Source organism: Synechococcus sp. BIOS-U3-1 (assembly GCF_014279975.1).
In the GTDB taxonomy this organism is placed as follows: domain Bacteria; phylum Cyanobacteriota; class Cyanobacteriia; order PCC-6307; family Cyanobiaceae; genus Synechococcus_C.
Genome location: NZ_CP047936.1, coordinates 135,178 through 153,105 on the forward strand (window position 1 = coordinate 135,178; position 17,928 = coordinate 153,105).

Annotated in this window: 17 protein-coding genes; 11 read left to right on the top strand and 6 right to left on the bottom strand. The window is 56.8% G+C overall.

All coding sequences use genetic code 11. The features are described from left to right. Positions 1-43: 43 nt before the first annotated feature. From SynBIOSU31_RS00625 to SynBIOSU31_RS00640, 4 genes are all read right to left on the bottom strand, one after another. Positions 44-1,009 (bottom strand): alpha/beta fold hydrolase, encoded by a 966-nt coding sequence (locus SynBIOSU31_RS00625; RefSeq protein ID WP_186492746.1) that lies wholly within the window; start codon positions 1,007-1,009, stop codon positions 44-46. After that, positions 984-4,277, bottom strand: a complete 3,294-nt coding sequence (locus tag SynBIOSU31_RS00630; RefSeq protein ID WP_186491328.1) for an efflux RND transporter permease subunit — start codon at positions 4,275-4,277, stop codon at positions 984-986. The genes SynBIOSU31_RS00625 and SynBIOSU31_RS00630 overlap by 26 nt, the downstream gene beginning before the upstream one ends. Positions 4,278-4,284: 7 nt before the next feature. Further along, the gene (locus tag SynBIOSU31_RS00635; RefSeq protein ID WP_186492747.1) at positions 4,285-5,367 is read right to left on the bottom strand and encodes an efflux RND transporter periplasmic adaptor subunit; all 1,083 of its coding nucleotides are present in this window, start codon (positions 5,365-5,367) and stop codon (positions 4,285-4,287) included. Between the two features lie 226 nt (positions 5,368-5,593). After that, positions 5,594-5,827, bottom strand: a complete 234-nt coding sequence (locus SynBIOSU31_RS00640) for a hypothetical protein (protein ID WP_186491330.1) — start codon at positions 5,825-5,827, stop codon at positions 5,594-5,596. Between the two features lie 85 nt (positions 5,828-5,912). On the opposite strand from SynBIOSU31_RS00640, the gene SynBIOSU31_RS14640 reads away from it, so the two are divergent. From SynBIOSU31_RS14640 to SynBIOSU31_RS00650, 3 genes are all read left to right on the top strand, one after another. After that, entirely contained in the window at positions 5,913-6,047 is a 135-nt protein-coding gene (locus SynBIOSU31_RS14640) for a hypothetical protein (RefSeq protein WP_255477292.1), read from the top strand. Beyond that, the gene (mutT, locus tag SynBIOSU31_RS00645; protein ID WP_255477293.1) at positions 6,044-7,216 is read left to right on the top strand and encodes an 8-oxo-dGTP diphosphatase MutT; all 1,173 of its coding nucleotides are present in this window, start codon (positions 6,044-6,046) and stop codon (positions 7,214-7,216) included. The genes SynBIOSU31_RS14640 and mutT overlap by 4 nt, the downstream gene beginning before the upstream one ends. 151 nt (positions 7,217-7,367) lie before the next feature. Further along, on the top strand, positions 7,368-8,402 hold the full coding sequence (locus SynBIOSU31_RS00650; protein ID WP_186492749.1) for a carbohydrate kinase family protein: 1,035 nt from the start codon (positions 7,368-7,370) through the stop codon (positions 8,400-8,402). Between the two features lie 41 nt (positions 8,403-8,443). On the opposite strand, the gene tsaE is transcribed toward SynBIOSU31_RS00650, so the two are convergent. Next, a complete protein-coding gene (gene tsaE, locus SynBIOSU31_RS00655) occupies positions 8,444-8,941 on the bottom strand; it encodes a tRNA (adenosine(37)-N6)-threonylcarbamoyltransferase complex ATPase subunit type 1 TsaE (protein ID WP_370593724.1) in 498 nt (165 codons plus the stop codon). Between the two features lie 30 nt (positions 8,942-8,971). Here tsaE and ahcY point away from each other — a divergent pair, with 30 nt between their 5' ends. Then, entirely contained in the window at positions 8,972-10,402 is a 1,431-nt protein-coding gene (gene ahcY, locus SynBIOSU31_RS00660; RefSeq protein WP_186491339.1) for an adenosylhomocysteinase, read from the top strand. A 160-nt stretch (positions 10,403-10,562) separates the two neighbouring features. Further along, the gene (locus SynBIOSU31_RS00665; RefSeq protein ID WP_186491341.1) at positions 10,563-11,222 is read left to right on the top strand and encodes a DedA family protein; all 660 of its coding nucleotides are present in this window, start codon (positions 10,563-10,565) and stop codon (positions 11,220-11,222) included. Positions 11,223-11,249: 27 nt separating this feature from the next. On the opposite strand, the gene SynBIOSU31_RS00670 is transcribed toward SynBIOSU31_RS00665, so the two are convergent. Further along, positions 11,250-11,630, bottom strand: a complete 381-nt coding sequence (locus tag SynBIOSU31_RS00670) for a single-stranded DNA-binding protein (RefSeq protein WP_186491343.1) — start codon at positions 11,628-11,630, stop codon at positions 11,250-11,252. A 152-nt stretch (positions 11,631-11,782) separates the two neighbouring features. Between SynBIOSU31_RS00670 and SynBIOSU31_RS00675 the strand changes: the two genes are divergently transcribed. From SynBIOSU31_RS00675 to lysS, 6 genes are all read left to right on the top strand, one after another. Next, entirely contained in the window at positions 11,783-12,835 is a 1,053-nt protein-coding gene (locus SynBIOSU31_RS00675; RefSeq protein ID WP_114993680.1) for a rod shape-determining protein, read from the top strand. Between the two features lie 5 nt (positions 12,836-12,840). Beyond that, on the top strand, positions 12,841-13,584 hold the full coding sequence (gene mreC, locus SynBIOSU31_RS00680; protein ID WP_186491345.1) for a rod shape-determining protein MreC: 744 nt from the start codon (positions 12,841-12,843) through the stop codon (positions 13,582-13,584). 4 nt (positions 13,585-13,588) lie between these two features. After that, positions 13,589-14,092: a rod shape-determining protein MreD gene (locus tag SynBIOSU31_RS00685; RefSeq protein WP_186491347.1), complete on the top strand. Its 504-nt coding sequence runs from the start codon at positions 13,589-13,591 to the stop codon at positions 14,090-14,092. A gap of 2 nt (positions 14,093-14,094) precedes the next feature. Beyond that, positions 14,095-15,396: an extracellular solute-binding protein gene (locus SynBIOSU31_RS00690; RefSeq protein WP_370593725.1), complete on the top strand. Its 1,302-nt coding sequence runs from the start codon at positions 14,095-14,097 to the stop codon at positions 15,394-15,396. A 122-nt stretch (positions 15,397-15,518) separates the two neighbouring features. Continuing rightward, positions 15,519-16,328 carry a response regulator transcription factor RpaB gene (gene rpaB, locus SynBIOSU31_RS00695; RefSeq protein ID WP_186491349.1) on the top strand — a complete coding sequence of 270 codons (810 nt, stop codon included), beginning with the start codon at positions 15,519-15,521 and terminating at the stop codon, positions 16,326-16,328. Positions 16,329-16,413: 85 nt separating this feature from the next. Then, the gene (gene lysS / locus SynBIOSU31_RS00700; protein ID WP_186491351.1) at positions 16,414-17,883 is read left to right on the top strand and encodes a lysine--tRNA ligase; all 1,470 of its coding nucleotides are present in this window, start codon (positions 16,414-16,416) and stop codon (positions 17,881-17,883) included. Positions 17,884-17,928: the final 45 nt, after the last annotated feature.

Sequence of the window (17,928 nt, forward strand, 5' to 3'; positions counted from 1 at the left end):
CAGTGTTGTTCATAAAGTTGAAAACAATCTAAACTTCTTTCAATTAATACTTGTCGAGTATTTTGATAAGAATTTCATTAACTTTGCTTGGGTTTTCGTCGTGTGGACAGTGACCTGAGCTAGCCAGTATTGTTAATGAATTAATGCAATTAAAGCGTCTAGCCCATTTTTGTGCTTCCGCAACAGGTTCCCAAGGATCTTTTTGGCCCCAGATTAGATCTACAGGTTGTTGCAGATTCTCCAATAAATCTGGCGCTAAGTAATCATCAAACAGATTGATGAAGCCTCTAAAAGCTTCTGCTGCTCCAGGTCGTTGCGTGGGCTTGTACAAAAGTTCCACCAGCTGATCGTCAACGTTGTCACCGCTGGGATAGGCCTGTTTCAAAACGCTTTTGATCACCCTTGGGCGTGCAGCATTGCGAAACAAGGTGCTGCTCAGCCAGCGCTGGCTGACCAGTGTCTTCAACAGCGGCCGTATCCAAGCCATCCAAGCTGGTTGGCTTGCCAGCTGCTTGTCGTCCATGAGTCGTTGAGCGCAGTCGATCAGCACCACTCCTTTGCAGCGCTCTTCAAGCAATTGTGCGGCGCGTAATGCCACCACTCCTCCGATCGAGTTGCCGACCAGAAGCACAGGACTTTTCACCACTGCGTTGCAGAAGTCGGCAACCTCTTTCCCCCAAAGATCGAAGCTATAGACAAGGGCTTGACTGCTATCAAGTTGCTCTAAAGCAGGTCGATCCCCTGGAAGTAGTGCCTGAGGCTGGTCACTTGCACCGAAACCGATCAGGTCGAGGGCATACGTGTGGGTTTGTTTCCCCAGAACGGGCAGATTGTGACGCCAGTGATTGCTGCTGGCGCCGAAGCCATGAACCAGTACGACAGCAGGAACACTGCTGTCCTGCGCATCTTCCGGAGTGTCTGCATGACACTGCCAGGCAACCTGAAGGCTGCTGCCATCGGCTTGTTTCCAGGTCCAGATTGAATCAGCTGGCACCAGCGATTGATGCATCGTCGCTGCCATCCTGCTGCTTTTGATTGAACAAGCGTGACTCCAGACCTTTGATCACCACATAAAACGGTGGCACCACACCCAGAGACAGCACAGTGGCAACCACAAGTCCACCGAAAATCACTGTCCCTAGCGACTGCTGACTGTGAGCACCAGCGCCGTTGGCCACCACCAGTGGCAGAAAACCGGCCAAGGCCGCGATCGCTGTCATCAGGATTGGGCGCAGGCGCGACTCTGCTGATTCGATCACCGCTTCAGCAGCGGACTTCCCCTGTTCCAGGCGTTGCTCAGCCACTTCGACGATCAGGATTCCATTTTTGGCTGCGAGACCGATCAGTGTCACAAGCCCGACCTGCGCATAAATGTTGAGGTCGATTGAGCGCATTCCCAGAAAGGCCAGTGCGCCCAGCATTGCCAGCGGAACCGTTGCAAGAATCACTACAGGCGTCACGTAGCTTTCGTACTGAGCTGATAGCACCAAATACACGATCAGAACACCGAGTCCAAACACCAAAACGCTGGCACTGCCAGCAGAGAGCTGCAGAGCAGCCAGACCTGTAAAGGCGGAGCCGATGTTGTTGAAATTTTGTTTATTAAAGATCTCCTGGATTGCTGTGAGTGCCTGACCACTGCTCTTCCCAACTGCCTCGGCACCCTGAATCAGAACCGTTCGGTACAGGTTGTAGTGACTAATAACCGTTGGAGCACTGCTTAGATCAGCACTGGCGAACTGCGAGACCTGAACTAAGTCACCGTCTCGACTGCGAACGTAGATCTCGAGGATGTCTTCAATGCTTTTGCGCTGATCAGCTTGTCCTTGCACATAAATGTTGCGGACCTGGCCGCTCTCGTAGGTCAGCCCTGAGTAGTTGCCACCGGCGAGAACAGCAATGGTGTCCATCGCCTCCTGATAGTCGACGTTAAGTGCTCCCATCACGTCTCGATCGATGGAGAGGCCAATGGCGGGGGAGCTGGGATTGAATTGGGTATAGACCTTTGAGAAATCCCCGCTGGCAGTCGCTGTTTTGATCAGATCGCCAGCCATCGCGGAGAGCTCGTTGAAGTTGTAGGCACCATTGCTGAGGTCATTGAATTGGAAATAGAAGCCGCCTTGGGGTGAAAATCCCGGCACAGCGGCTGGACCGATGGCAAACGCGAGTCCTCCGCTTAGTTCGATCAGTTGGGAATTCAGGCGATCGATGATTGCATCAGCACTGTGCTCACTTCCTTTACGTTCTGACAGCGGTTTGAGTCCGAAGAAGAAAAGACCCTGGTCTGGACTGGAACCGTTAAACCCAGAGCCACTGATGATTGACGCGTTCTCGATGTCGTCTTCTTGGCTGAGAACCTGGGCAATTTGAGTGCCGAGCTTTTTGGTCTCGACCAGGGAGGCACCGTTTTGCAGCTGGAAAACACCCAGCCCGTAACCCTGGTCTTCTTCGGGAATGAAGGCACTGGGGATCGCGCTGAAAGCCAGCAGGGTGATCAGGATTCCTGCTCCTAACCCCGCCATCACGAGCTTTCTCGCCTTGATCAATCGCTCCAGAAGATTGGCGTATCCCTTTTGCAGTTGATCAAATCCTGCGTTGAAGCTGCGGAAAATCCTGGTGAGATTGGCACCGGCGAACCCGCCGATGAGAACCCCAGCGATGTAAGTCCAGTTGCCAAACGAGTTGGCGCTGAACTTACCGAAGGCAAGTCCAACGATCACTCCGGCCACGATCCAGCCCCAGCCTTTGGGTTGCCTCGGCTGCTCCCTGGGAAGGATGAGCCCAGACAGCATGGGTGAAAACGTCAGGGCGTTGAACGCAGAGATCGCGATTGAGAAGGCGATTGTCAGCGCGAATTGTTTGTAGATGATGCCGATGCCGCCCGGGTAGAAGGCCACAGGCACGAATACAGCCATCAGCACCAAAGCTGTTGCAACCAGGGCACCGAACAGTTCTCCCATGCAGTCGAGTGCAGCTTGTCGGGGTGTCATGCCCTTTTCGATATTGCTGGAGACCGCTTCGATCACAACGATGGCGTCGTCGACGACCAGGCCAGTTGCCAGCACCAGACCCAGCAGGGTCAGCTGATTGATCGAAAAGCCGAACACGTTCAGAAAGGCAAAGGTGCCTACCAGCGAGATCGGGATCGCCAGGCTTGGCACGATGGTGGCCCTCCAGTTCTGGAGGAACAGGAACAAGATCACCAGCACCAGCACGATGGCCAGTCCAAGCGCATCGATGACTCCATCGACTGAGGCTTCAATGAACTGACCGATGTTGTAAATCTGACTGACTTGAACGCCCGGCGGAACGCTTGCCGCGAACTGTTCCATCTGCTCCACCACCGCGTTGGAAACGTCGAGTGCATTGCTTGATGGCGTCTGGTAGACCGCCACGGTGAGAGCGGGGTTGCTCTTCTTATCGGTGGCCTGAACCGAGTAAGTGTTGGTGCCGTAGCGCACTTCTCCGACATCACGCAGCTTCAGGAGATTGCCGGTCTCGCTGCGGTTGATGATCAGATTTTCGAACTGCTCAATCGAAATCAGATTGCCGTTGTTTTCAACAAGAATCGGGTAGGTAAAAACCTGATCGCCTGCGGCCGGTGGTCCACCGACTAAGCCCCCAACAGCAACACTGTTCTGCGACTGCACCGCAGAAAGCACATCTTCCGAAGTGAGGCCATTGGCGGCCAACTTGTTGGGATCCACGAACAGCCAGAAGGCCGGATTGGCGCCGCCGTAGACAGTCACCGTCGCTACGCCTTCGACCCTCGACAGCGGGTAATACAGCTGCTCGTAGATCAGTCCATTGAGGTAGCCGGCGTCGTATTGGCCTTCACTCGAACCCACCTCGTAGGCCAGCAAGATGGAAGGATTGCTCTGTTTGACCGAGACGCCCGTTTCTGAAACCTGCGACGGCAATTGCGTCATCGCCAGGGACACCCTGTTTTGCACATTGACTTGGTCGATGTCGATGTCCGTTGTTTCATCGAAATAGACGCTGATCGTGCTGTTCCCCTCCATGTCGCTGTTGGAGGAGAGATAACTGATCCCGGGGACGCCGTTGATTTGCTGTTCCAGTGGATTAGTCACCACTTGCTCGGTCACCTCCGCATTGGCACCGCCGTACACGGCTGAAACCAGAATCAGTGGATTGGCGATGTTCGGCAGGTTGGCGATCGGCAGATTCGGAATGCTGATCAGGCCCACGAGCACGATCAAGATGCTGCAAACAGTCGTCAGCACCGGCCGTTTAATGAACTTGTCGGAAAAGGACATCGCTGGTTCAGTCCTTTGTTGTTGCGGAAGAACTGCTTCCATCGCTGGAGCTGGCGGGCGCCACTTTCACTGGCATGCCACTGCGTAGCCGGCTGGTGTTGCTAATCGCCACAACGTCGGCCTGGTTCAGCCCTGACTTCACGGGGTAGACATTGTTTTGAAGTTGACCCAACTGGACGGGTGTCTGAACCACGATCGGGGTGTTGGAGGGCAGCTTTTCGAGTTTCTGCTTCGCTTCGGCAGAAACGGTCGGAGAGGCCTTGATCTTCGGCAGAGCCCTGCTCAAGGGAATCAACTTGTAGACAAAAGGTTGTTCCGCTTGCATCATCACGGCCTGCACAGGCACTGCGAGCGATTCATTGCGGCCGGTGATGATTGCGCTTTTTACGAATTGACCCGTCTTCAACTTCCCGGTCAAATTTGGGAACTCTGCCTTCACCATCAAGGTGTTGGGGGCACTGGAATTGCCGTTCAATCCGAAATAGGGGGAAATGAAGACGACCGACCCCTCGCCCTGCACCGGTGGATTTCCCTGCGAGACCACCTTCACGGCCTGGCCGATTGCCACATCTCCCGCCTGCGTGGCAGGAATTTCCATCAAGGTCCACAGGGTGGAGTTATTCACGATGCCCGTGATCGCTTGCCCAGTTTTGACGTAATCCCCCAACTTCACTTTGTCGAGGTCGCCGATGACGCCGTCGATGGGCGAGCGAACGAATTTGTAGCCGAGGGTTGCTGCCGCGCTGCGCGCCTGATCACGGGAGGCAATGGCCTGGGTTGCGTACTGATCACGCTTTTTTGCTGAGGCCGCCCCGTTCTGATACAGGAATTCGTATCTCTCAGCATTGAGACTGTCGGTCCTGGCCTGCGCCTTTGCGGCATCGAGAGCAGCGCTTTCCTGAACGTTGTCCAGCACAAGAATCGGTTGCCCTGCTTTGACCTGCTGACCGTCCTTGGCCAGCACCTGGACCACTCGACCATCGGTCTCTGGCATCAGGCCCACATTGGTGGTGGACTCCAGAACGCTGATGGCCTGGATGTTGGGTTCAAAGGTGAATTCGGAGATCGTTGCCGTCTGCACTGTCATCATCCGCGCTGCTTGTTTGGGCTTTCCGCAGCCCGCCAGCAGTGCCGCGGCGGCCAGAGCGCACAACACGATTCTCCGCACAGAATTCCATTCGGATAGGCCGGACGTTACTGGTTTTTTTGAGACCGCACTTCATCAAAGAGCATGCCTGCACATTTCTGTTAGACGGTCATCGCGGGATGCGGAAATTGTTGATTCTGGTGGTCTGGTGTGAAGTGATTAGGTGCTGTTAATCGAGATTGTTTTCGGCTTGATCAGGATGTTTTGCACAGTTTTTCCACAGGACTGCGGGGGCAGATCCAAGCTGCGGAGTGGATTTTGCTTGCAGCAGGGGAAAAGTCCTCAATCCCTTGAGCGGAGTTGCAAAAGTCGGTGCTGCTGGTGAAACGTTGCGTTTGTATGCAGTCAAAAGCCTTTGCAGCAAACGCTTATCACGTTCAGCAGCTTTTGTGCGCTGAAACATCACTGTTTTGACAGCCTCTCGGTTGGCGTGGCCTGATGGGTGAATTGACAGCCAATCGTCTGAGTTGCACGAGACCACTCCTGCGATGCGCTCCCACATCAATGTGGAAAATGTACTTGCGGCCATTGCCGGAATCCTGTTTCAGCAGGGTTGTAAGCAGCAATCAGTGCTGCTTCACGACTTCGGCGGTCTGTTGCTTCGGGAGTTTGGCCCGCTTTGAAGGATCGATCCACAGCACTGCCTGAACTTGCTTCGAGGTCTCTGCTGAGCTGGTGGCAGCAGCATGGACGAAGCGATCCAAAGCAGAAGCCCTGGATGTTCAGGGCAGATGGTCGTTGGCCTGCGGCTGAGGAAGGGCTTGATCCTTACCCGATTTGGGTCGCTGAGGTGATGCTTCAGCAAACCCAGTTACAGGTGGTGCTTCCTTACTGGCAGCGTTGGATGCAGGCCTTTCCCAGGCTTGAGGTGCTTGCCGCGGCGTCGGAGCAGCAGGTGTTGTTGCTCTGGCAGGGTCTTGGTTATTACTCACGGGCACGTCGTTTGCACGCCACATCCCGTTTGCTGCTCGCTGAGTTGCAGAGTCATCAAAGAGATGTGAACGCTCCCACGAAGTTCAGTCATTGGCCTGTCGATCTGGAGATCTGGCTGGCATTGCCCGGCATTGGCCGCAGCACAGCCGGCGGCATTCTGTCTTCGGCCTTCAACAGCCCACTGGCCATCCTTGACGGCAACGTGCGTCGCGTACTGGCCAGGTTGCATGCCCACCCTGAGCCGCCCATGAGGGCGCAGCATCAGTTCTGGGCCTGGAGCGAAAGCTTCATTGATGCCGTTCCAGGCCTGAGTCGTGATCTCAATCAGGCACTGATGGATCTTGGTGCCACGGTCTGTACGCCCCGTCGTCCTGCCTGTGAGGTTTGTCCCTGGGATGCACAGTGTGCTGCTTACGCTTCCGGTTCTCCTCAGCAGTACCCCGTGAAAGAGGCACCCCGCGACATCCCCTTTCAAGTTATTGGTGTGGGTGTGGTCCTGAATGATGCAGGTGAGGTTCTGATTGATCAGCGTCTGAACGAAGGACTGCTGGGCGGTTTATGGGAATTTCCAGGCGGCAAGCAGGAATCTGATGAAGCAATTACCCACACCATCCGCCGCGAATTACGGGAAGAGCTGGCCATTGAAGTCAGTGTCGATGACAAATTGATCACGGTGGATCACGCCTACAGCCACAAAAAGCTGCGCTTTGAAGTTCATCTCTGTCGTTGGATTTCAGGAGATCCCCAACCTCTGGCCAGTCAGCAGGTGCGCTGGGTAAAACCGTCCGATCTCGCTAATTACCCCTTCCCTGCCGCGAATGTGCGCATCATCGCCGCACTGCTTGAACGGACTGCTTGAACGGACTGCTTGAGCGCCTTGCTTGATGGGTGTTCATTGCGGGTTCTGCCAGTAAATCGATGACTGAAAGGTTCTTGAAGCTGAACAGCGATTTCGCTGCCTGACGTTGGCGGAATTTCTGGCCACGCTGCTGATAGCCGTTGCAGGTCTGATGTCTGATTCCGCTCCGCAGGTGCTGTGTCTTGGTGAGGCCCTCGTGGATCGGCTCGGGCCATTGGGGTGTGACCCTGCCTTGGCTGCTCCAGTGGATTGTGATGATCGTCTTGGCGGCGCTCCTGCCAACGTGGCTTGCGCCCTGGCTCGACTCGGAACGCCTGTCGCCTTCATTGGTCGGCTAGGTGCCGATGACATCGGCAATAACTTTCAAGAGATGTTGGGCAATCGCGGCGTTGATCTGCGGGGTCTCCAAATTGATCCTCAACGTCCCAGCCGGGTGGTGCTTGTTCGCCGTGATTCCACTGGCGAAAGGGTCTTTCAGGGATTTGCTGGCGACCGCGGCGAGGGCTTTGCCGATCAGGCTTTGAATCAGACCACTCTTGATCCGATCTGGTGTGCTTTGGCAGCAGAAGCTTGCTGGCTTTTGATCGGCACCATTCCGCTGGCCACAGAGGCCTCTGCGGCAACCTTGCGCTCTGCGGTCAGTCAGGCCGAGCGGGATGGAGTGCGGATTGCCATTGATGTGAACTGGCGCCCCACGTTCTGGGATCCGTCTGCGGACCCGCTCGCAGGTCCTCCCCCGCAGGCGCTGGCTCTGATGCAACCCTTTCTTGAGAAAGCCGGTTTGATCAAATTGGCGAAGGAAGAAGCGGAGTGGCTGTTCAGCAGCAGTGATCCCTCCGAGATCAGCGCTTCGTTGCCTCAGCAGCCCGATGTTCTGGTCACTGACGGCGGACATCCGGTGCGGTGGTTCCTGGCTGGCCATAAGGGTTCGATGACTGTTCTGGCGCCATCTCAGATCGTTGACACCACTGGTGCTGGAGATGCTTTCACGGCTGGACTGCTGCATCAACTGGTGAAACTGACTCCTTCAACTGGCCAGCCACTTCAGCTCAGTGCAGCGGTAGTGGAGCAGCTTGTGCGCTACGCGGCCGCCTGTGGAGCATTGGTCTGTTCCGGTGCTGGGGCGATCGATCCGCAGCCTCTGCCCAGCATGGTGGTGGAGTTTCTTGAGCAACTCGAGTCCTGATTGCGTTGGGCTCTGATCTGATCTTTCGTTCAACAGCTGTTTCAGCCAGCAGCTGACTGATCGTTTCTGTTCAAAGTTGCCAGCCTGCCTCCTTCGCTTCGGTGAGACAGCCTCAGTCGCCAGGCTTCCGGCAGGGCCAGGCTGAGTCGTTCCGACCATTCCACGACCAGCATGGCGCCCATCCCTAGCGCTTCTTCCTCCTCCTGGAGGAAGAGGTCATCGGCCGCTGCTGGTAATTCCAGCCGATAGAGATCGAGGTGAACCAGTGGTGGTTTGCCCTGGGAGTAGTGCTGTGCGAGGGCAAAGGTTGGGCTGGTGATCGGCTCGTCGATGCCCAGAGCAGAGGCAATGCCCTGCACCAGTGAGGTTTTCCCTGCACCAAGAGTTCCCTCGAGCAGCAGTAGTGATGGACGCTCGGGCTGTTGCACGAGATACCTGCCCAGGGCACGCGTGGCCTCCAGGTCCTTCAGGATCCAGCTCCGATCGGTAGATTGCTTAATCAGCGAGCCCGAAGCCTCGGCGTCTCCGCAGATATTCAACTCCACATTCCTTTAGGGAGCACCCAAACCATGGTGGCAGCGCCCACGTCCGCAGCTGAGCTGAAGCTTGGCGTCGATTGCGTCATTGCTGATATCAACCAGGCTGATTTCGGCCGCAAGGAACTCGATATCGCCGAGACCGAAATGCCTGGTCTGATGGCGTTGCGTCAGAAATACGGCAGCGAAAAGCCTTTGAAAGGCGCCCGCATCGCCGGTTCATTGCACATGACCATCCAGACCGCGGTTCTGATTGAAACCCTGGTCGAGCTTGGCGCCGACGTGCGTTGGGCCTCCTGCAATATTTTCTCGACGCAGGACCACGCTGCAGCTGCGATTGCTGCCAAGGGAATCCCCGTGTTTGCTGTTAAGGGCGAAACTCTTGAGGAGTACTGGGAGTACACCCACCGCATCCTCGAGTGGGGTGATGGTGGCTCTCCCAACATGATTTTGGACGACGGTGGTGATGCCACCGGCCTGGTGATGCTGGGAAGCAAGGCCGAGCAGGACATCACCGTTCTCGACAACCCCTCGAATGAGGAAGAGACCTACCTCTTCGCCTCCATCAAGAAGAAGCTGGCTCAGGATTCTAGTTTCTACAGCCGAACCAAAGCCCAGATTCAGGGTGTCACTGAGGAGACCACTACGGGTGTGGCTCGTCTCTACAAGATGCAGAAGAGTGGTGAGCTGCCGTTCCCTGCCATCAACGTCAACGACTCGGTGACCAAGAGCAAATTCGACAACCTTTACGGTTGCCGCGAATCACTCGTTGACAGCATCAAGCGCGCCACCGATGTGATGGTGGCTGGTAAGCAAGCTCTGGTGATCGGCTACGGCGACGTGGGCAAGGGCTCTGCCCAGTCCCTGCGTGGACTGGGTGCCACTGTCTGCATCGCTGAGGTGGATCCCATCTGTGCTCTGCAGGCTGCCATGGAGGGCTATCGCGTTGTCCGCCTCGAGGATGTCGTTGGAGAGATGGACATCTTTGTGACGGCCACCGGCAATTATCAGGTGATCCGCAATGAGCACCTGGTGAAGATGAAGGATGAGGCGATCGTCTGCAACATCGGCCATTTCGATAATGAAATTGATGTCGCCTCACTGAAGAACTATGAGTGGGACAACATCAAGCCCCAGGTTGATCACATCACCTTGCCCAGCGGCAACAAAATCATTTTGCTGGCGGAAGGCCGTCTGGTGAATCTGGGCTGCGCCACGGGTCACCCCAGCTTTGTGATGAGTAACTCCTTCACCAACCAGGTGTTGGCTCAGATTGAGATCTTCACCAAGGGCAAAGAGTACGGGAAGGAGGTCTATGTCCTGCCGAAACATCTCGACGAAATGGTGGCTCGCCTGCACTTGGGTCGCATCGGTGCCCAGCTCACTGAGCTCAGTAAGGATCAAGCTGATTACATCAATGTGCCGGTTCAAGGCCCCTATAAGCCTGATCATTACCGCTATTGATTGTTAGACGAACAAGCTTTCTCACTTGTTCTATTTAGCCAGGTCACTGTTGTGATCTGGCTTTTTTATGAGATGAAGGCATCAATTGCAGCTCTGACGCTCCCAATCTGCGCTTTCAGGGTTGCTTCATGGAAGACTTGCCACGACTTCAGCGCCGTCCATGGGGCTCACCGAATTTGTTTCACAACTGCCCGATTGGATCGGCCAAGCCGTAGAAGCCAATCCCTGGGCAGGTTATGCCGCAATCTTTGCGGCCATGTTCCTGGAGAACCTGTTCCCTCCGATCCCCTCGGAGTTGATCATGCCTCTTGGAGGTTTTTATGTTCAGCAAGGCCAGCTGCAGTTGGTTCCTGTCGTGATCGCGGGTCTGCTGGGCACCGTTCTCGGCGCTTTGCCCTGGTATGGCATTGGCCGCCTGATCAATGAAGAACGGATCGAGCAGTGGCTCACTCGTCATGGTCGCTGGATCGGCATCAGCCCTGAGGAGTTGTCACGAAGCCGTCGTTGGTTCAGTCGCTATGGAACTGCCTTGGTGTTTTGGGGGCGCCTGATTCCAGGCATTCGCACTCTGATTTCAGTGCCTGCTGGTATCGAGCTGATGCCGATCACACCTTTCCTGATCTGGACCACTGCCGGAAGTCTGATTTGGACGTTGTTGCTGACTGTCGCCGGCATGGTTCTTGGCGAGGGTTACAGCAACGTCGAGGTCTGGATCGATCCGGTCAGCAAAGTGATCAAGGTGCTGTTGGTGGTTGCCGTGTTGGCAGGGGGGATCTGGTTGGGACTGCGGATTTGGAGGCGGCGTCAGTCCGCCGATTGATGGCGGACTGACCCAATCAGGCAACCCTCAGAAAGGCACTTCTTCTTCGCTGGGACTTCCGCCGCCGAAACTGCCGCCGGAGTCCTGGTTGTCTCGCTTTGAGCCCAGGAGTTCCAGTCGATCAACCCGTACCACAGGTTTGCTGCGCTCTTCTCCACTGTTCCTGTCGCTCCAGCGGTCCAGCTTGAAACTGCCGATGATGCCCAGAAGGGATCCCTTTTTGACGTAGTCCGCTGCCACCTGAGCTTGTTTTCCCCAGATTTCAAGATTGAACCAGTCGGGCTCGTCATCGCGGCTGCGGCGGTTCACGGCGATGGTGAGGTTCGCCACCATGCTTCCTGATTCGAAATACCTGACTTCTGGATCGCGGCCGGCACGGCCGACCAAAGTCACGGAGTTGACACCCATTGAATCTCTCCTGTTTGTGGGTCAATGATGCGCCACGGTTGTCAAAACTGACGGTTGTCGTGGCTGCCTTTTAGAAGTTCCACCCTCAAACGATTCTGTAACAGATGGGGCCTGAGACTGCCCCTATGATTCGCCGAAATGTGTTCTAGCCAGTGCTGTTCCGCCGTTTCCAGCTGTCCCGCGATATCGGAATCGACCTTGGTACCGCCAACACCCTGATTTATGTCTCGGGTAAGGGGATCGTGCTGCAGGAGCCCTCCGTTGTGGCCCTTGATCTCGAACGCGGCGTGACCATGGCCGTTGGGGATGAGGCCAAGCTGATGCTGGGCCGCACGCCTGGAAATATTCGTGCTGTACGCCCCCTTCGCGATGGTGTGATCGCCGACTTCGATGCGGCTGAGCAGATGCTGAAAACCTTCATTCAGAAAGGTAATGAAGGCCGCGGCATCGTGGCCCCTCGTCTTGTTGTGGGTATCCCCAGTGGGGTCACCGGTGTGGAGCGCCGTGCCGTGCGTGAGGCCGGTCTTGCCGGAGCACGTGAGGTGCACCTGATTGATGAGCCTGTTGCTGCTGCGATCGGCGCCGGTCTGCCGGTCACGGAGCCTGTCGGCACGATGATTGTGGATATCGGCGGCGGTACCACCGAAGTGGCGGTGCTCAGTCTCGGTGGAACCGTGCTCAGTGAATCTGTGCGGGTTGCAGGAGATGAAATCAGTGACTCCATTGGCGTCTACCTCAAGAAAGTGCACAACCTTGTTGTGGGTGAACGCACCGCAGAGGAGATCAAAATCCGCATTGGTTCCGCGTTCCCCGACGACGAGTTCGATCAAACGGTGATGGACGTGCGTGGCCTGCATCTGCTGTCCGGGCTGCCGCGCACCATTCAGCTGCAGGCCGGGGATCTGCGTGAGGCCATCGCTGAGCCTTTGAACGTGATTGTGGAGGCTGTGAAGCGCACTCTCGAGCGCACTCCCCCAGAGCTTGCTGCCGATATCGTCGATCGTGGAATCATGCTGGCCGGTGGCGGAGCGTTGGTTCGTGGCATCAGTGATCTAATTAGCCATGAAACGGGGATCTTCACCCACATCGCAGAGGAGCCACTGCTTTGTGTCGTCAAGGGTTGTGGTCAGGTTCTTGAGGACTACAAGCGCTTGCAAAGGGTGCTCGATACGCCTGAATTTGTACGCTCCGCTGCCGCTCTTTGATCGCCATGGGCTCTTCCCAGAGGCCAAAGGGGTCAAGGCTGCGCTCCATCCAGCGGCTTTGGCCATGGTTGGCGTTGCTGCTAGCTCTTGGCTTGGTGCGACTGAGTAAAGGGGCTGGATTTGCTGATGGCTTCGCCTTCTTGAGTCGGCCCTTCTGGCCGGGCTCCGCTCAGCGCGAGTGGATTGAGACTGCCCAACAGCAGGAGCAACTGTCCAGACTGGAGCTGTTGGAGCAGGACAACGCTCGCCTGAGGGGGCTTTTGTCGCTGGATGAGCAGTCGTCTGGGGACTGGCTTCAGGCTGCGGTGATCTCTCGTACAGCATCAGGCTGGTGGCAGCAGTTGCTTTTGGGCAAAGGCTCGGTCGAGGGGGTGGCCAAGGATGATGCTGTGATCGGACCTGGAGGCCTGGTCGGCAGGGTCCAGAGTGTGACGCCCGCCACCAGCAGAGTTCGTCTGCTCACGGCACCTGGCAGTCGCATCGGCGTCTGGTTGCCCCGCACCCAGCAGCATGGGCTGCTGGTGGGCCTTGGAACAGCCCGGCCACAGTTGCAGTTTCTCGATAAGGACATTCAGGTTCGTCCTGGCGATCTGGTCAGTACCTCTCCTGCGAGCACTCTGCTGCCCCCCAATTTGCCCGTGGCAGTGGTGCAGTCGCTCAATTCCAGATCGGTTCCGGCACCAACCGCTCTCGTGCAGTTGATTGCCCCGCCTGATGCCATCGATTGGGTTCAGGTGAAGGTGCGCTGAGGGAATGACGCGCCTGCACCGACAACCGATCTGCGTAGCCTCCGCTCTTCTGGTGCCGATCCTGCAGATGGCAGCACCGTCTTGGATCAATCTTGATGGTGTTCCGCCCAGCTGGGCCATCCTCTGGTTGCTTCCCTGGTCGTTGGTGGACGGTCCGCTTGCCGGTGCAATCGCTGGAGCTGCGATTGGTCTTGTCCTGGATGGTCTCAGTCTTGGGGATGTCAGTCAGGTCCCTGCCCTTGTCTTGATGGGTTGGTGGTGGGGGCGTCTGGGACGTCGTGGTCCTCCGATTCAGCGCAGTCTCAACCTGGGACTGCTTGCCTGGATCGGCTCGCTGGTCCTGGGTCTGTCCCTATGGATTCAGTGGCTGGTGTTGGGGGCATCCGATGGTCTGATCCAGTCATGGGCGCTCCATTCCACCCTCGCGCAGGCTTTGATCACTGGACTGCTGGCACCGTTGGTTGGATCCTGGCAGCTGCTTCTGTGGCGACGGCGAGCACCAGCATGAATATGTCTTTGCGACGGCGCCGGTTTTTGACCGGCCTGGCTCTTTCAAGTCTCTCGGTGTTGATTTGGGGGTGTCGTCCTGGCTCAGCTCCCGAGGGCACACTCCAGCTCTGGACATTGCAGCTGGCCCCAAAGTTCAATCCCTACATGGACGACGTGCTCGGATCCTGGGATTCGCTCCATCCAGAGGCGCCTGTGCGATGGACCGATCTCCCCTGGGGATCGGTGGAGCGCAAGTTGCTGGCGGCTGTGTTTGCACGGACCGCTCCTGATGTGGTGAACCTCAATCCCCCTTTTGCCGCCAATCTGGCCAGTAAGGGTGGCCTCACCGATCTCAATCCTCTTTTGCCGCCTGGAGCAGAGCAGAACTATCTGCCATCGGTTTGGGAGGCAGCCAGGGATCCTGAGGTGGGTCAGATCGCCATCCCTTGGTATCTGACCGTTCGTCTGAGCCTGGTGAATGGCGACCTCCTGCGCCAAGCCGGTCTCTCTAGGGCACCTCGTCGATGGGATGAGGTGCCTGCTTATGCCCGCAGCATCCGCGAGCGAACCGGTCGTTACGGTCTCTTCGTCACTGTTGTTCCTGACGACTCGGCGGAGCTTTTGGAGTCGCTCGTGCAAATGGGCGTGCGTCTTCTGGATGCACGTCAAAGAGCGGCTTTCAATACGCCGGCCGGCCGCAAGGCCTTTGCGTTCTGGACGGATCTGTATCGCGAAGGTTTGTTGCCTCGGGAAGTCGTGAGTCAGGGGCAGCGGCGGGCCATTGAGCTGTACCAAAGCGGTGAGCTTGCATTGCTGGCCAGTGGTGCTGAGTTTCTGCGCAGCATTCAGACCAATGCCCCTGGCGTGGCTGCGGTGACTTCCCCTCAGCCTCCTTTGACCGGTTCGGACGGCACGGCCAATGTGGCCTTGATGACGCTGGCCGTACCTCGGCAGAGCAAGCAGGCTGTTGATGCTGTTGCACTGGCCTTGTTTCTGACCAACGGAACCAATCAGGCTCGCTTCGCCCGCGAGGCGAGAGTCTTGCCTTCTTCTCTGGAGGCTTTAGCTGCTGTTCGTGCGGAGCTTGAGGCTGAGCAGCCATCCGATGCCGCCGCAGCACAAATCCGCGATGCACGACTTCTATCGGCCAAGACGTTGAATACTGCTCGCGTGCTTGTGCCTGCGACCCCGGGGGTGAAGCGCTTGCAGAGCATCATCTACACCCAGTTGCAGCGGGCCATGTTGGGTCAGATCAGCAGTGATCAGGCCGTGCTTGAAGCGGAGCAGCAATGGAACCTTTATGCGAGTGCTCGTTGGCCCTGAAATCACGGGCTGGCCACTGCTTCAATTCTTAAAAGAAGCCAAAACCTGTTCCCGGTTTGGATCCCAGAGCTCGATCCGTTCTCGTCGAACGGTAAGGTTGCAATTCTTACTCGATGGAGTGTATGCCCGAAGACCCATCCCACCAACTTGATGGCGATGGGTCTCTCCAGGGAGCTCCAGAGTCCGTTAAGGCAACTTTGCTCGTCGTGGACGACGAGCCAGCCGTGCGTCGTGTCCTTGTGATGCGTCTCCAGCTAGCCGGTTACCGGGTTGTCTGTGCAGAAGATGGTGAAGAGGCTTTAGAGGTTTTCCATCGCGAATCTCCTGACTTGGTGGTTCTGGATGTGATGTTGCCGAAGCTCGACGGTTTTGCAGTTTGTCGGCGGCTGCGGGCTGAATCCTGCGTCCCAATCATTTTCCTTTCGGCTCTTGAAGCGATCTCCGAGCGAGTCGCCGGTCTCGATCTGGGTGCAGACGATTACTTGCCCAAACCCTTCAGCCCCAAGGAGCTGGAAGCACGCATTGCCACGATTCTCCGTCGCGTAGGCCGTGGTTCAGCGACTGCTGAGCCTCGGGAACTACCGACAGGCCAGGGGGTTGTTCGAGTTGGCGACCTCGTGGTCGACACCAATCGCCGCCAGGTGACGCGAGGCAGTGAGCGCATTTCACTGACTTACACCGAATTCAGCTTGCTCGAGCTTTTGTTCAGGGAACCGGGCCAGGTTGTTCCTCGTGCTGAAATTCTTGAGCAGCTTTGGGGCTACCCGCCTCGCCGTGCAGCTGACCTGCGGGTGGTTGATGTGTATGTGGCTCGCCTGCGCGGCAAGCTCGAACCAGATCCGCGCAATCCTGAACTGATTCTCACAGTTCGCGGAATCGGTTATTCCTCTCAGCGCATGGGCGACAACGCTCCTGCAGCCTTGGCCAGTTGAGATCGTCCTGCTGACGTTTTCAGGCCGATTTCTCGCTTGCAGGCACCATTGACCGGCAGGATGGCGCCCATGTGTGTTCTTTCCCGTGTCTGAACTGCGCGAGACCCGCTTGGAGAAGGCGAATGCCCTGCGGGAGCTGGGTGTAGAGCCGTATGCCCTCCATTTTGATCCAACTGATCGGATGGCTCAGTTGCAGCACGTCCATGCTGATCTGCCCAAGGGGGAAGAGCGGGACCTCAAGGTGGCGGTCGCTGGTCGAGTGATGGCTCGACGGGTGATGGGCAAACTTGCTTTCTTCTCCCTGTCTGATGAGACCGGCACGATCCAGCTGTTTCTGGAGAAGTCGACTCTGGGTGAGGCGTTTGCCCAGATCACGGCGCTCGTGGATGTAGGCGATCTGATCGGTGTGCGCGGAATTCTGCGTCGAACCGATCGTGGTGAGCTTTCTGTGAAAGTGGCCGAGTGGACCATGCTCACCAAATCGCTGCAGCCGTTGCCTGATAAGTGGCATGGCCTTGCTGATGTGGAAAAGCGCTACCGACAGCGCTATCTCGATCTGATCGTGACCCCCCAGTCGCGGGAAACGTTCCGGAGGCGTGCCTTAACCGTGAGCGCTATTCGGCGCTGGTTGGATGATCGCGAATTCCTGGAGATTGAGACACCTGTTCTCCAGAGTCAGCCTGGTGGTGCTGATGCGCGCCCCTTTGAAACGCATCACAACGCTCTCGACCTCCAGCTCACATTGCGAATCGCCACTGAACTGCACCTCAAGAGGCTGGTTGTGGGCGGCTTTGAGCGTGTGTACGAGCTCGGCAGAATCTTCCGTAACGAAGGCATCAGCACTCGACACAACCCTGAATTCACCACAGTTGAGGTGTACCAGGCCTACTCCGATTACCTGGGAATGATGGAGCTCACTGAACAAATGATCAGTGCTGTCTGCCAGGAGGTCTGCGGTTGTCAAACCATCAACTATCAAGGAGCGGACATTGATCTGACCCCTCCCTGGAGGCGGGCCACCATGCATGAGTTGGTGCAGGACGCCACCGGACTTGATTTCTATGGCTTCAGCACTCGGGAGGACGCTGCAGCGGCCATGGAGGCCAGGGGTCTGCACGTTCCTGCGCTGGCCGATTCCGTGGGACGCCTTCTCAATGAGGCGTTTGAACAGGCTGTGGAGTCAACCTTGATCCAGCCCACATTCGTGATGGACTATCCCCTGGAGATTTCGCCTCTGGCTCGTCCGCATCGCAGCAAGCCCGGGTTGGTCGAACGTTTTGAGCTGTTCATCGTCGGCAGAGAGCATGCCAATGCCTTCAGTGAGCTCACTGATCCTGTCGATCAGCGTCAGCGCTTGGAGACACAGCAGGAACGCAAAGCCGCTGGCGATTTGGAAGCGCAGGGTTTGGATGAGGATTTCGTCAATGCTCTGGAGGTGGGTATGCCTCCGACAGGTGGCCTCGGCATCGGCATTGATCGATTGGTGATGCTGCTCACGGACAGCCCCTCAATCCGCGATGTAATTGCTTTCCCGCTGCTTCGTCCCGAGGCATGAGTGCGAGGGGAGGTTGCCTTGTTCCCTCAGGGTGTATAATGGAAC